The 15,009-nt window shown below is 34.6% G+C and carries 12 protein-coding genes; 6 read left to right on the plus strand and 6 right to left on the minus strand.

What is annotated here, in order from left to right; all coding sequences use genetic code 11:
* Positions 1-41: 41 nt before the first annotated feature.
* Both A8L32_RS07120 and A8L32_RS07125 read right to left on the minus strand, forming a co-directional pair.
* Positions 42-1,943: a M56 family metallopeptidase gene (locus A8L32_RS07120; RefSeq protein WP_066629525.1), complete on the minus strand. Its 1,902-nt coding sequence runs from the start codon at positions 1,941-1,943 to the stop codon at positions 42-44.
* Between the two features lie 33 nt (positions 1,944-1,976).
* On the minus strand, positions 1,977-2,357 hold the full coding sequence (locus A8L32_RS07125) for a BlaI/MecI/CopY family transcriptional regulator (protein WP_066629527.1): 381 nt from the start codon (positions 2,355-2,357) through the stop codon (positions 1,977-1,979).
* 419 nt (positions 2,358-2,776) lie between these two features.
* Between A8L32_RS07125 and A8L32_RS07130 the strand changes: the two genes are divergently transcribed.
* A complete protein-coding gene (locus A8L32_RS07130; protein ID WP_198931738.1) occupies positions 2,777-4,447 on the plus strand; it encodes an alpha-amylase family glycosyl hydrolase in 1,671 nt (556 codons plus the stop codon).
* A gap of 71 nt (positions 4,448-4,518) precedes the next feature.
* Here A8L32_RS07130 and A8L32_RS07135 read toward each other — a convergent pair whose 3' ends face one another.
* Entirely contained in the window at positions 4,519-5,097 is a 579-nt protein-coding gene (locus A8L32_RS07135) for an outer membrane beta-barrel protein (RefSeq protein ID WP_066629531.1), read from the minus strand.
* A 425-nt stretch (positions 5,098-5,522) separates the two neighbouring features.
* Here A8L32_RS07135 and A8L32_RS07140 point away from each other — a divergent pair, with 425 nt between their 5' ends.
* The 3 genes from A8L32_RS07140 to A8L32_RS07150 all read left to right on the plus strand — a co-directional run bounded on the left by A8L32_RS07140 (position 5,523) and on the right by A8L32_RS07150 (position 8,736).
* Positions 5,523-7,073: a PD40 domain-containing protein gene (locus A8L32_RS07140; protein WP_075590237.1), complete on the plus strand. Its 1,551-nt coding sequence runs from the start codon at positions 5,523-5,525 to the stop codon at positions 7,071-7,073.
* Positions 7,074-7,354: 281 nt separating this feature from the next.
* On the plus strand, positions 7,355-8,122 hold the full coding sequence (locus tag A8L32_RS07145; RefSeq protein WP_066629536.1) for a 3'-5' exonuclease: 768 nt from the start codon (positions 7,355-7,357) through the stop codon (positions 8,120-8,122).
* Positions 8,122-8,736 (plus strand): fumarylacetoacetate hydrolase family protein, encoded by a 615-nt coding sequence (locus tag A8L32_RS07150; RefSeq protein ID WP_066629543.1) that lies wholly within the window; start codon positions 8,122-8,124, stop codon positions 8,734-8,736. Before A8L32_RS07145 ends, A8L32_RS07150 begins: the two co-directional genes overlap by 1 nt.
* A 96-nt stretch (positions 8,737-8,832) precedes the next feature.
* Here the strand turns inward: A8L32_RS07150 and A8L32_RS07155 are convergent, their stop codons facing one another.
* From A8L32_RS07155 to A8L32_RS07165, 3 genes are all read right to left on the minus strand, one after another.
* Positions 8,833-9,042 (minus strand): hypothetical protein, encoded by a 210-nt coding sequence (locus A8L32_RS07155; RefSeq protein WP_066629552.1) that lies wholly within the window; start codon positions 9,040-9,042, stop codon positions 8,833-8,835.
* Between the two features lie 151 nt (positions 9,043-9,193).
* Positions 9,194-10,603 (minus strand): NfeD family protein, encoded by a 1,410-nt coding sequence (locus A8L32_RS07160; protein ID WP_066629554.1) that lies wholly within the window; start codon positions 10,601-10,603, stop codon positions 9,194-9,196.
* A gap of 73 nt (positions 10,604-10,676) precedes the next feature.
* Entirely contained in the window at positions 10,677-11,465 is a 789-nt protein-coding gene (locus A8L32_RS07165; protein WP_066629556.1) for an EI24 domain-containing protein, read from the minus strand.
* A 176-nt stretch (positions 11,466-11,641) separates the two neighbouring features.
* On the opposite strand from A8L32_RS07165, the gene purB reads away from it, so the two are divergent.
* Positions 11,642-12,988 carry an adenylosuccinate lyase gene (gene purB / locus A8L32_RS07170; RefSeq protein WP_066629559.1) on the plus strand — a complete coding sequence of 449 codons (1,347 nt, stop codon included), beginning with the start codon at positions 11,642-11,644 and terminating at the stop codon, positions 12,986-12,988.
* A 78-nt stretch (positions 12,989-13,066) separates the two neighbouring features.
* The gene (locus tag A8L32_RS07175; RefSeq protein WP_066629562.1) at positions 13,067-14,887 is read left to right on the plus strand and encodes an ABC transporter ATP-binding protein; all 1,821 of its coding nucleotides are present in this window, start codon (positions 13,067-13,069) and stop codon (positions 14,885-14,887) included.
* The last annotated feature ends 122 nt before the right edge of the window (positions 14,888-15,009 follow it).

Below are 15,009 nucleotides of genomic sequence, written 5' to 3' on the forward strand. Positions count from 1 at the left end.
AATCTATTGGCGTTTTTAATAATTGTGTATTTTTTAAGCTTTTAATCTTGTTCTATCTCTTTTAATTCTTTTTTGAGTTCTTTCTTCATTTTTTCCATTTCCTTTTTCAGCTGTTCCATTTCTTTTTTGAGTTCTTCTTGCTCACGAAGCATCTGTTTTTTCTCGCGCTCCATTTCTTTTCTATCTCTTTTTATTTCATCCTTGTCAATTTCTAATTCTGCGGCTTCCAGTTCTGCTGATACAAGGGAATCGATATTCATATTTTCTATTTGCTCGTGGGCAATTTCTATGGCGATATTAGCTGCTTCCATCGAAGTTTCTACAATCGCTTCTATATCTAAATTTTTAAGCACATCAGCAGCAATCTCTAAACCCGCTTCAGCAGCTTCCAAAGATAGCTCCGTAATTTCACCTACCTCTTCTAAATCTTTTAATTCGTGCTTGCTTTCTTTCATCGCTTCACGAATTTCTTTTCTAGCTTCTTTCAATTCCTGACGAACCTCTTTTTGAATAGAATCATGATTGATTTCTTCTAAGGCTAAATCAATATCAATGCGAGCCTCATTTAAAGCTTCGTCAACAATCACATCAAAATTGATATCCTTTAATGCAGCATTCACTTCCGAAATAATTTCGGCAGAAAGCTGTAGATCCTTCTCTGATAAAGCAATTTCGATGGCTTGCTCAATTTCTTCAGAAAGCTCGTCGTTTTCTTTAGCTATTTCAATATTTTTCTCTACCTCAATAAGCATACTGTCCTTTTTTGCCTTTACTACAGCTGGTGCAACTGGCTTTTCAGGAGAAATACTTGCTGCAGGCGGACTTGGAAAAGCAGGAGTCTCAACACTTGTTTTGCTTTCTTTATTAGGGATTAAGTTGTTGCTGAATTGACTTCCTACAGAAAATGATACAAGGAAGATACTACTAATGATAATGCAGGCTGCAATTAGCCCTTCGGATGTATTTGTTTTCATGGCTCTTTCTTTTTGAATTCGTTTAATTCTTTCTAACAGGCTTCCCTTTTTCTTTGAGAAAGCCATTGAAAGGTTTTCTTGTTGATAACTAAAAATGTGGGCATGCGTTAATGCTTTGGCATAGTTTATTTGGTCGCCAGTAACATTTATAGCAATATCATCACATGCATGTTCGCGTTCGGTTCGTATATGGTTTGAAATACTCCAAACTGCAGGATGGTAAAAGAATAAAATCTCGATAACCGACTGTATAATATTAAATAAGTAATCGTTACGTACTATATGCGCTAGCTCGTGAGCTATGATGGCTTCAATTTCTTTATCGCTTAAGCCTGTAAAAGCTTTAACAGGAAATAAAATAATCGGTTTTACAAAGCCTAATGTAAGCGGTGTTGAAGTGTGGGGAGATTGATAAGCATTTACGTTTTTTTTGATATTTAGAGTATGTGCATACTCCTTTAATTTGGTCATCCATTTTTCTTCAAAAGGTAAAAGTTGCAGGGTTCTAAGGCGTCTGTTATAGGCTAGTCCTCCTAAGAGTCTTACTGTAAAGAGCCCAATGCCAATTAACCAAATAGATAGAAATAAAGGGAAGCTACGTTGAAACCAAGCCCGCACTTTTATAAATCGGATGTTGTAACTGCTGCTAATTGCGGTTGTTTCTTGGCCAGATATATCTTGTTTTGCCGCTTTAAAATAGTTAGGATTATTTAAAAGTTCTGTCCTAAGTGCTTGTTTATCGATGGCGTAGTTGTATGCACTTACAAATGTAGAAACGGACCAGCCAAGTAATATTACTAAGGCAGTAAAAGATATAAAATACCGCACTTGAGCGCTGTATTTGTTTAAAATAGCTAATAACATAAGTAGGCCAATTAATACAACAAATCCTTGCCAAATGGCATGTATAATGGTCCAGCCTAGCGCTTCTGTAATAGCTGGAGAAAAAATACTCTGAATAGAATTCATGATGAAGGAGTTATAGTTAATACTCGTGGTTAGTTATGGTTGTTTATTCTCCATTTGTTCGATAATCTGTTTTATCTCATTCAGCTCTTCTTTCGAAGTTGTTTTATTACCTAATAGCTGCATAACTAGCGAGCTAGCCGAGCCGGCAAAGGCTGAATCAATAAATCTATCTAACAACCTACCTCGTGTTTCCTCTTTAGCGTAATTACTAAAGTATAGATGACTCTTACCATTAGGCTCTCTTCTTAAAAGACCTTTGGTGTTCATCTTCTGCATTATTTTCAAAGTAGTAGTATATCCTACGTCCTTTGTTTTACAAATATGCTCATGTATCTCTTTTACAGTCAAAGGTTCCTTTTTCCATAAAATATTAAGTATATCGAGCTCAGCAGCTGTTGGTGCTATCTTTTCCATCCTACTTCTTTTTTTTATTACGACTCTTGTCGTACAAATATATACGACTCTTGTCGTAATAGCAAATTTTTATTCAGAATTATAGTGAAGTAAATACGGTTTTGATTTCTTTCTGTTTATAAGAAGACGCCTGATATAGTATTTGAGATGAGTGAAGAAAACGTTATTGAAACCCTCAATCTGATAATTAAGATACTTAACTCTTGTTTAGAATAAATACTATTCAAGTAAAATAAGTCAATCAGAATGACCTGTTTTTGTTAGAGAAATAATTTTTTTTCAAAAAAAATGGCTTTAACCGCAAACGGTTGCAAACAGGAGGAGTGCTTATAAGTTAGTGTAGGGCAGTGGTGTAGGGCTTTTGAGAGCGTTGGTATATTATTAACTTTGGTTCATAAAATCAAAAAAAATATATCAAAATGATGACAAGAAATCTACTGATTGCAATTGTTTTAATATTAGCTGCTAGTTGTGCTCCTAAAAAAACGGAGAAGTCTCAGGTAATTCCCGAAGCTCCTTTTGCTTGGGAAAATGCGAATGTTTATTTTCTTCTTACCGACCGCTTTAATAATGGAGATGTGAATAATGACATCAACTTTGAAAGAACCAAAGAAACAGGTTTGTTAAGAGGTTTTATGGGTGGCGACTTTAAAGGAATTATAGAAAAAATTGAGGAAGGCTATTTTACCGATTTAGGTGTAAATGCATTATGGTTTTCACCCATTGCAGAACAAATTCATGGAAGCGTGGATGAAGGAACCGGGAGTACTTATGGTTACCATGGTTACTGGGCTTGCGACTGGACCAGTATTGAACCCAATTGGGGAACGGAAGAAGAGTTTGCTAACCTAGTGGAAGCAGCCCATAGCAAAGGCATTAGAGTGGTAATGGATGTGGTGATTAATCATACAGGTCCTGTAACAGAAAAAGACCCTGTTTATGATGCTGATTGGGTACGTACTACGCCACAATGTACTTACGATAATTATGAATCTACAGTTACTTGTACGCTGGTAGAAAACCTACCAGATGTAAAAACAGAAAGCGATAAAGAGGTAGACTTACCACAAGTGTTGATTGAAAAGTGGACCAAGGAAGGGCGTTTAGAGCAAGAGATGGAAGAGCTGAATGCTTTTTTTGCACAATCTGGCTACCCACGTGCTCCGCGTTATTATATCATGAAATGGTTAACCGATTTTGTGCGTAAGTACGGTATTGATGGTTATAGAATTGATACCGCTAAACATACTGAAGAATCTATTTGGGGCGACCTATATAAAGAGGCCGTTAAAGCATTTGCCGAATGGAAAACTGCTAATCCTGATAAAGTATTAGATGATAATGAGTTTTACTCGGTGGGAGAGGTGTACAATTATGGTATTTCAACAGGAAGAATGTTTGATAATGGAGGAGTTCAGGTAGATTATTATAGCCACGGCATGGATGCGTTAATTAATTTTGAGTTAAAGTATGATGCCGATAAGTCCTACGATTCAATATTTACTAAGTATTCTAATTTATTAAATAATGAATTAAAAGGTAAGTCTGTATTAAACTACTTAACCTCGCACGATGATGGTCAGCCATACGACCAAAATAGAGAAAAAGCAATTAGAGCAGCTAATGTATTATTGCTTTGTCCTGGTGCCTCTCAAATTTATTATGGAGACGAAACCAACCGAAACCTAGTCGTTGAAGGAACCGTTGGAGACGCTACCTTACGTTCATTTATGAACTGGGAGAGTATTAGAACGAATGATGTAGTTAATGGCATTGGTGCAGATGATTTATTGTTGCACTATAAAAAGTTAGGTCAGTTTAGAGCTAAGAATCCTTCTGTAGGAGCTGGTGTACATGCACAAATTACAGCTCAGCCATATGTGTTTAAAAGAGAATGGACCAAAGGTGATTATATCAACAAAGTAGTGGTTGGTTTAGATTTACCTAAAGGCAAGAGAGAGATCTCAGTAGCAGGCGTATTTGAAAATGGAACTGTGTTAACAGATGCCTACTCGGGGCAAACTGTTGAAGTAAAAAACAATAAAGTAGTTATTGAATCAGAATTTGATATTGTTCTATTGTCTTTATAGGATTGTATAAATGCAGAGCGGGCACTCGTTAATTCGAATGCCCGCTCTTTGTTTTTGTATAATCTTAGTGGTTAGTTTTTACCACCACCAATTTCAAATCCTAATTTAATAGATAAATAGTTTTTGTTATCAAGTTCTGAAATACCAGTGTCTATTCCTGTAATGACATTGTACTCTAAGGCAGCTCTAAAGTGTCCCATTAAAAGACCTACACGTGGAGCAAAACCAAATTTAGAACCAAAATCATAAGCAAATGGATCTTCTCCTGCTGCCGCCGATACAACATCAGTTTCTACAGAACCTAAAGAGTAAATACCGATTCCTAGTCCAGCGAAAGGACGAACTTTGTTTTCACTAAAATAATAATCTCCAGTTAACTGATAGCTACCAACTGCTGAAATACTAACGTTATCATAATCACTTGAAGCTCCCATGATAGCCCATTCCATTTTTAAACCCACTGCAATATTGTTTGTTACATTGTACTTAGGTTCTAAATAAAAACCAGCACCAGCGCTTACAGCTTCTCCACCAGGGATAGCATAAAGAGCACCAACGTCTACTTTGAATGGTTTGTAATCAGTACTCTGAGCAAAAGATGTTGCAACTGTAGCTAAAGCTACTACTAAGATTAATAAAATCTTCTTCATAATTTTTAATAGTTAAATTTAAAATGCGTGTAATTTTTGTTTCGAGAGGTGATACGCCTTGCCTAAGTATAGGTTACAAAAAGAATAATCGTGTTGCATTATTTAACATCGTTTTTTCAATTGTAAAATGATTCTATTGTATAGTATAACTATTTTAAATTCAGCTATAAAAACACTTATTAAAAGATGTTAAAAATGTACCAAAAAAATATTAACTTTTTTTGAATATATTTTTTAAATAGTTGAAATTATAGTAAAAGAATAACCAAAGTTTAATCTATCAATTAAGGATGCTGATAATAGATGTTAGCTTGTAAGACATACAGACTTTATCTTTTGAACGAAAAAGTTTAAACTCAGTACTTGACTAAAAACTTTCTAGTTTGTTTAAAGTGTTATATTTTAGATGCCAAATGTTTATATTCATGCTTAGATATGTTATTGTAATCTGTTTAACTCTTATTTGTAGTGTTCATTCGTTGAATGCGCAAAGCAAAAAAAAGAATGGCGATTTCTATTATAAAATAAAAACGTACGATAGAGCTATTCGTGAGTTTAAGCGAGAGCTCAAAAAGAAACCAGGAGATATCAAAATCCTACACAAAATAGTAAACAGCTATTTGAGTTCTAACTTAGATAAATCTAAAGCTTTTCCATATGCAAGCCAGTTGTTGCAACGAGATTCCACGGCTATAAACATGCTAAACTATGGTAAGGTGTTGTTTTATTCACACGATTATAATTATGCCTTAGAACTTTTAGATAAGGTGAAAAAAAATGCTGGTGAGGAAAGTGAAGAGATTGATGAGGCTAATAAATATATTAATTGGATTATTAATGCCCAAGCTTATGAAGCTAAACCTGTAGATGTATCCTTCGTTAACCTAGGTAAAAAAATAAATACCTCAAAAAATGAATTAAACCCTATGATTTCGGGAGATGATAAATTGTTGGTTTACTCAAATAATAAAAGATATCACTCGCATATAGCCATTTACTATTATAATATTAACGTATCGCATAACGAGAATTTGAAGTGGTTAAAACCTAAAACAATTGGTAGTACTATTAATTCAGGGTATGATGAGATAGTATCTGGTCTTACCCAAGATGGCTCTCGATTATTTGTTTATCACAACAGAGATTGGGTAGAACAAATTGGATTTTCAGATTATTCGGGCAATTATAAATTCTCGCGATTAGAGCCTTTTGATAAAGGATGGAATAAAAAGAAAGGAACTTTTGGTGTTTGGCAATCGTCCTCTCAGGATACTTTATTGTTTGTTGGAGAAACGGAAAGAGGAGATACTGACATATTTTATATGTTAAGACTTCCTAATGGTGAGTATGGAGAAGCCAGATCAATAGTAGGAGGTGTAAATTCTGAGGCTGAGGAGAATTTTCCAGTTCTTTCTTCTGATGGGAACAGGCTCTATTTTTCATCTAATAATAGTGCTTCTATGGGAGGCTTTGATTTATTTTATTCCGATTGGAATGCAGAAAAGCAAGAGTGGGGCAACCCAGTAAACCTAGGCTATCCTATTAATGATGTATATGATAATTATACCATTGCACATAATAAGAGTAGTAGATATGCGTATGTAGCAGCTATTAGACCAGAAGGTTATGGGGAGCGTGATATTTACAAAGTAATTTATAATGAAGAAGCTCCCTCTGATATAATACTTAAGTGCGATACACGTTTACAAACAGATAGCGGTAAAATAATACCTCCCTTTCGTTTGAGGGCAGAATTATCAGATTCTGTTTCTGGTTCGTTGATGGGTGAGTATACCACATCGTTGGATTCTTCGAAGTTTGTGTTAGTTGTTGAGCCTGGTAATTATGAAGTAAAGTTCTATCAAGAAGAAACCATGCTATTCTCTACCTATATTTCTATTCCTGAATTATGGTTTGGAAACACACCTTATCGTCGAACATTTATAATCCCTTCTCCTATAAAAGAAGAAGACTAATACCATTTTTCTTTTGAGTTAGCTTATGATTTTTTAGAGGGATAGTATTTAATCAAGGCCAAAAGCTGATGCATAGCTATAGCTACGCTAAAGCTTTTTAACGATGAGGAAATGCTAAAGAATCAAATTATAAAGCTCATTCGAAGGTAATATTGGTATATAAGGTTGCAAACATCTACATTTAATTTATTTTTGTGCTGATTAAAAGATATCGTTTTCAATCTAAAGCAGATAAATTAATAAGGTACTGCGGTTGAAATTCAATTTTACACGTATTTATAATGAAGCTTAATTTAAAGAACCCTATAGTATTTTTTGATTTAGAAACCACAGGAATTAATGTTTCTGCCGATAGAATAGTTGAAATTGGTGCTATAAAAATTAATTTGGATGGATCGGAAGAGACCTATAAGGCAGTGGTTAATCCAGAAATGCATATTCCTAAAAAAACATCCGAGATACATGGGTTTTATGATGAAGATGTAAAGGACTGTCCTACTTTTAAAGAAATAGCCAAAAAAGTCGCTAAGTTTATTGAAGGGTGCGATTTAGCAGGTTATAACTCCAACAAATTTGATATTCCTTTATTGGCAGAGGAATTTTTAAGAGTGGGTGTAGATATTGATATGAAAAAGCGAAAGTTTGTTGATGTACAAACCATCTTTCATAAAAAGGAGAAAAGAACCTTAGAGGCTGCCTATAAATTTTACTGTGATAAAGATTTAACGGATGCACATAGTGCAGAAGCCGATACTCGTGCTACCTATGAGGTATTAATGGGACAGTTGGATAGATATGAGGATTTAAAAAATGATATTGATTATTTAGCAGAGTTCTCCTCATATAACAAACATGCCGATTTTGCGGGTAGGTTAGTATATGATGCTGATGGGGATGAGTGTATTAACTTTGGTAAGCATAAAGGAAAAAAAGTAAAGGATATTTTAAATTCTGATCCTGGATATTATGGATGGATTATGCAAGGCGATTTTCCATTATATACAAAAAAGGTATTTACAAACATCAAGTTAAGAAGCTTTAATAAGTAATGAAGATTATTTGTATTGGACGTAATTATGCAGACCATGCTAAGGAGTTAGGTAATCAAGTACCTAGCGAACCTGTTATATTCTTAAAACCAGATACGGCACTTCTGCGCAATAACGACCCGTTTTTTGTGCCCGATTTTGCAGAGGAGTTTCATTACGAAACTGAGTTGGTGGTGAAGATTAATCGCTTGGGTAAAAATATTTCTAAGCAGTTTGCTCCTCGTTATTACGAAGAAGTAGGAATGGGGATGGATTTTACGGCACGCGATTTACAAAGCAAACTTAAGGCAAAAGGTTTACCGTGGGAGCGAGCCAAAGCTTTTGACCATTCTGCTGGTATCTCTAAAAGCTTTATCTCAAAACAAAGCTTTAAGGATATTCAAAACCTAAACTTTAAGTTGTTGGTTAATGGCGAAGAGCGTCAGATAGGGTATACAGGTGATATGTTATTTAAAGTGGATGAAATTATCGCTTATGTATCTAAGTTTTTTACTTTAAAAATTGGCGATTTAATATATACTGGAACGCCTGCTGGTGTAGGACGAGTAAATATTGGAGAGCGATTTGAGGTATTCTTAGAGAACCAGAAAATGATGGATTTTTTAATCAAGTAGAAAGTAAAAAAAAACGCTTATAAATATTAAATGCCAGTTGATTACTCAGCTGGCATTTTTAGTTTAACAAATTTTTCACAATACTAACGTTTACGATTAATATAAATCCTCTTCGTCAAAATAGTAATCATCATCCATTCCATGAAAACCATCTCCTAATACTTCTCCAAAATCATCAGCCAAATCGTCTTGAATTACTTTTGGTTTCTTTCTTGACATTGGATTTGGACGATTTCCTTTCATTTCTTCAAACCCTTCGTATGAAGAAACATTTGGTTTCCCCGTTTCAACTTTTTTCGATTTCATAACAAAGTCCTCCTATGCTTTATTGATGCTTTAATTTTACAATCTCAAATTACATGTTTTATATTAATTAATACTTGAAATGTCATTAAAAAGTTGTGATTTTTAGATGATTTTTATCAACACATTTAAACTTTATTTTAGCTGATGGTTTTTATCCATGTTTTACCACATATAACTGGCCAGAAGCATATCTAATTACCTTGACTTGATCACCTTTGTCTATCATTCCTATTTCTGCTACGGCATCGTATATTTCATCCTTTAAAACCACCTTTCCTGATGGACGTAATGTTGTTTCTGCTGTTCCTATCTCCCCAATAAAACTCATTGGTGCTGCATCAACACTAATGTAGCCTAATTCAGTGTCTTGAGTAGTTTGTAATGCTACTTTTGCCAATGGTCCTGTGGTAAATAATTTTTGGCTGAGCGGTATGGCTATTATAAAGGATAAAAATGTTCCTGCCGAGACGATGATTAAAGATAGGAATAATTCTTTAGTAGGTACGTTTGAAAAATCAAAAACTACATTATCTACCAAACCTAAGGTTAAGCCTGTAAAAACCAATATAATTCCAGATACGCCAGCAATTCCAAATCCAGGTATCACAAATATCTCCAGTGCAATTAGCACTATTCCTAAAACAAAGATGATGATTTCCCAGTTTGCGGCTAAACCATCAATATACAGCGGAGCAAAATATAATATAGCTGCAATGGCTGAGGCAAGTAAAGGAAAGCCTATTCCAGGTGATTGAAGCTCAAAATACAAACCTCCAATTATAACTAATATCAATATTCCATGAAAAACAGGATTGGTTAAAAAGCCTTTTATTCCGCTGTAAAATGAAGGTTTAAACTCCACTATTTGGTATTCCTTATAACCTAATTTTTCAATTACCTCTTTCACATTTTCTGCCTGACCTTCACAAAAACCATGTTCTATCGCTTCAAGTGTAGTAAAGGTTAATATTTTACCTGTGTCGATGATGCCAGCAATGTAAATGCTTTCATCTACCATGGCTTCTGCAATATGAGGGTCTCTTCGCCAGATATAGGTAGTGTCTTGTCCGTTTACAATGGTATCTTTCCCATGTGCTTCGGCGGTGGCTCTTATTGTAGATCGCATATAGCTTTGGTATTTGTCGGGCATCTTTTCACCAGACTGATTCACCACCGTGGCAGCACCAATATTGGCTCCCGCGCGCATATAAATACTATCGCAGGCTACAGAGATCAATGCTCCTGCAGATGCTGCATTATTATCTATAAATACATGAACGGGTATTTTGCTATTTAATATCTTGGTGCGAATAGAATCGGCAAAAACAACCTGACCTCCATAGGTATTTAAATGCAGTAAAACCATGTCGGCTTGCATTTTATTGGCCTCCTTAAACGCATTTTGTGTATGAACCCAAGAAGTACTTCCTATTTCTCTATTAATACTATATTTATAAACAATAGCTTGATTAAATGTACTATCTATTTCAATACTATCGTTTTGAGCTAATGCCGCTGTAGTAATTAAAAGAAGAGTTATAATGTAGGTCAGTCTGTTCATTATTATTATGTATTTATTTATACCACTAAAAGTACTTATTTTATAGAGAAGAGAGATGAGTATTTATAATTATTTACTGATTCAGTTCGTTATCAACAAAAGCTTGGGTGGTTGAAATGGTGGCTGCCGTTACACTAATGATAGAAACGAAACTAGAAATTAACACCCCGACAAATGGAATAAGAAGTACCAGTGAAAAAATGGTTCCATTCCCAATAGATAAGCCCTTATTGGTTTTCACGAAAGCAATACTTTCTTTAATGTCCATTTTTTTACGTTCTAAGGAGTAATCGATAAACGAAAAACCATAGAAGTATGCAGAAATAAAAAACAGGGCTATGCTGGTAAAGAAACCAATTACAGGAATAAAACTCAGCATAAATAAAATGACAGTAAGAAATAGCTCAATACCTAAATTTCGGAGTGCTAAACGAACTCCACGCCATATATCTTTTAAAAGCTGCTTGAGGTTGAATGGATATTCGTTTCCTGTTAATATGCTTTCTACTTTTTCTGATAAGAATGCAAAAACAGGAGACATCAGTATAAGAACTATATAGCCACCAATGTAGGCGAAGAGCAGAAAAAAGAGCAATCGAACCACCACATACATCACAATTTCTATTACAGAACTTAAGAATCCTGACCCCCAAAACTCCCAACTGTCCACATTCATCCAATCGGTAACATATACATACCATTGTGTACTTAGGGCAATTGTGGATGAATAACCCAGAGCAAATAATATAATATTAAGCAATAATGGAAATAGAAAGTACCATGTTAAGCGATTCTTTCTTAAAAATTTAAATGCTTTTGAATAACTCTTTATACCTAATGAAAATCCTTTTCTAAATGTCATGGTTGGTTCTTTTTGTCATTACAAAAATATTAAAGAAATTAAGTCAGCAAGCGTTAATCTGTAAGTATTCTATGTAGGATAGTCATTTTTTTTAATCAACACCTACATGTATTTGATAGATTCTTAATTTGATTATTCAAATTTTGTTAATTTTGCACTTTAAAATTTAAAAATTGATGATGGATATACAGTTATTAACAGCAATTTCGCCTGTTGACGGAAGGTACAGAAGCAAAGTGGATGGATTGGCACTATATTTTTCGGAATATGCCTTAATTAGATATCGTGTTTTGGTTGAGATAGAATATTTTATCACTTTATGTGAGCAACCATTACCTCAATTGGCCGATTTTGATAAAGGTTTATATGAGGATCTAAGAAAAATTTACAAGGAATTTCAATTAGAAGATGCTGAACGTATCAAAGAAATTGAAAGTGTAACTAACCATGATGTCAAAGCTGTTGAGTATTTCATTAAAGAAAAATTTGACGTTCTTAAATTAGAAAAATATAAAGAGTTTATCCACTTTGGGTTAACCTCTCAAGATATCAATAATACAGCTATCCCTTATTCTTTAAAGGATGCAGTTAATGATTATTACTACCCATTATTAGAAGAATTAATTGACCAGTTAAGTAATTTAGCTGAGGACTGGAAAGATATTTCTATGTTGGCTAAAACACATGGTCAGCCAGCTTCACCTACTCGTTTAGGTAAAGAGATGATGGTGTTTGTAGAGCGATTAAAAACACAATTGTCTTTATTAAAAGGAATCCCTTGCTCGGCTAAATTTGGTGGTGCTACCGGAAACTTTAATGCACACAAAGTAGCCTATCCTGAAATTAACTGGGTTGACTTTGGAAATAACTTTGTGAACAATGTATTGAAATTAGATAGAGAGCAGTATACTACTCAAATATCTAATTACGATAATATGGGTGCTATTTTTGATAACTTGAAACGCATCAATACCATTATGTTGGATCTTTCCAGAGATTTCTGGACCTACATTATGATGGAATACTTCAAGCAAAAAATTAAAAAAGGAGAAGTCGGTTCAAGTGCTATGCCGCATAAAGTTAATCCTATCGATTTTGAAAACGCAGAGGGTAACTTAGGTATTGCAAATTCAATTTACGAGCACCTGTCGGCTAAATTGCCTGTTTCTAGATTACAACGCGATTTAACAGATTCAACTGTATTAAGAAATATTGGTGTACCATTAGCTCATACGGTAATTGCTATTAAATCCTTGCAAAAAGGATTGGGTAAAATGTTATTGAATAAGGATGCTATCGAGAAAGATTTAGAGAGTAACTGGGCAGTTGTGGCTGAGGCTATTCAAACTATTCTTCGTCGTGAGGCTTATCCAAACCCTTACGAAGCGCTAAAAGCATTAACCAGAACCAATGAAGGAATTAATGCTAAAACTATTGCCGAATTCATCTCAACATTAGATGTGTCTGAGGAGATTAAAGACGAACTTCGTTCTATCTCTCCGCAATCTTATACTGGAGTTTAAACGTTTCAGAACAATATTTTTTGAAGTCAGCTCGCTTAAGATTACTTTAGCAGCTGACTTTTTTATTTAATATCAAGAATGAAAGAATTCATTAAAGTATTAAAACGCTTTATCCCACCATATAGGCGTAATTTAACATTGGGAATTACTTTTAATATACTGTGCTCTATCTTTGGAGGTGTGGCCATGGTATTAATGATTCCAGTATTAGATATACTGTTTGAGTCGGCCAATGAGGTTACTGAGATGATGGCCTGGGAATTTAGTCAGGATGCGATAAAAAACAACTTATATTATTACGTAACAGTAGTGAAATATGAATACGGTGTTATGGTTGTAATGCCCTTTGTGGGAGCCTTAATGTTGATAGCTACTCTGTTTAAAGTTGGGTTTGCTTATTTAGGATCGCACCAAATGATTGCTATCAGAAATGGTGTTGTAAAAGATATAAGAACACAAATATTTGCCAAGTTAATGGCACTACCATTAGCTTTTTATTCCGATGAACGAAAAGGAGATGTGATGTCTCGTGCAACGGGCGATGTTGTTGAGGTGGAGGTTTCTATTATGTCTTCCATCGATATGATGTTTAAAAATCCTATTCAGATAATTGTTTCTGTTGGGTTTATGCTTGCCATAAGTGTAAAGCTTACTCTTTTTGTTTTTGTGATGTTACCTATAGCGGGATGGATTATTGGTAAAACAGGAAAATCCCTTAAGCAAAAATCCAGACTTACCCAAAGCAAGATGGGTGATTTGTTGGGTATTATAGAGGAGTCTTTAGGTGGATTAAGAATCATCAAGGCGTTTAATGCTGAAAACAGAATGAGAACGCGTTTTGATGGCGAAACCGAATCTTATAGGCAGCATATGAATAGGTTGCAACGTAGGTATGTATTGGCGCATCCCTTAAGTGAGTTTTTAGGAACGGTTGTAATGGTTGTATTGGTGTGGTTTGGCGCTTTTTTAATTTCAGAACCAGATGCTACTTTAAAAGGAACCGTATTTTTAGCCTACATTGGTATTTTCTATCAAATTATTCAGCCAGCAAAAAGCTTCTCAACAGCCTTTTTTAATATTCAAAAAGGATTAGCTGCCATGGAACGTATTGATAAAATACTATTGGCCGATAATAAAATACTAGAGCAAGATGGTGCTAAACATGTTTCTTCATTTAATAAACACATCGAGTATAAAAATGTATCCTTTGCTTATAATGAGCATAAGGTATTAAAAGATGTATCACTTGAAATAGAGAAAGGCAAGATGGTGGCTTTGGTAGGGCAATCGGGTTCGGGTAAAACTACCTTTGTAGATTTATTGCCTCGTTTCCACGATATTCAGGAAGGAAGTATTGCTATTGATGGCACTGATATTCGTGATATGAAAGTGCATGACCTGCGTGGATTGATGGGTAATGTAAATCAGGAAGCTATACTTTTTAATGATACCTTTTTTAATAATATTGCTTTTGGTGTTGAGGATGCTACCATAGAGCAGGTGGAGCAAGCTGCTAAAGTAGCCAATGCACACGATTTTATTTCCGCTACGGATGATGGTTATCAATCTATGGTGGGCGATAGAGGAGGTAAACTTTCGGGTGGGCAAAGACAACGCATCAGTATTGCCCGAGCTGTTCTTAAGAATCCTGATATTCTTATTTTAGATGAGGCCACTTCTGCCTTAGATACAGAGTCGGAAAAATTGGTTCAGGAAGCTTTGGAAAACTTAATGAGTTCAAGAACTTCAGTTGTTATTGCGCATAGACTTTCAACCGTTCGTAATGCCGATTTAATTTGTGTGTTTAGCGAAGGTGAAATTGTAGAGAAAGGTAGTCACGATGAATTAGTTAAAAAAGGTGGAACCTACAGTAAATTGCACGAACTACAGGTGAGATAATTATTTAAAATCATAATATTATTTAAAGCTGTCGAATTTATTCGGTGGCTTTTTTTGTGGTTTAAACACTGGTACTAACATCTTATTTTAGTAGGAAATCGAAAATTATGTTCGATTATCAA

Source organism: Labilibacter marinus, assembly GCF_001659685.2.
In the GTDB taxonomy this organism is placed as follows: Bacteria; Bacteroidota; Bacteroidia; order Bacteroidales; family Marinilabiliaceae; genus Saccharicrinis; species Saccharicrinis marinus.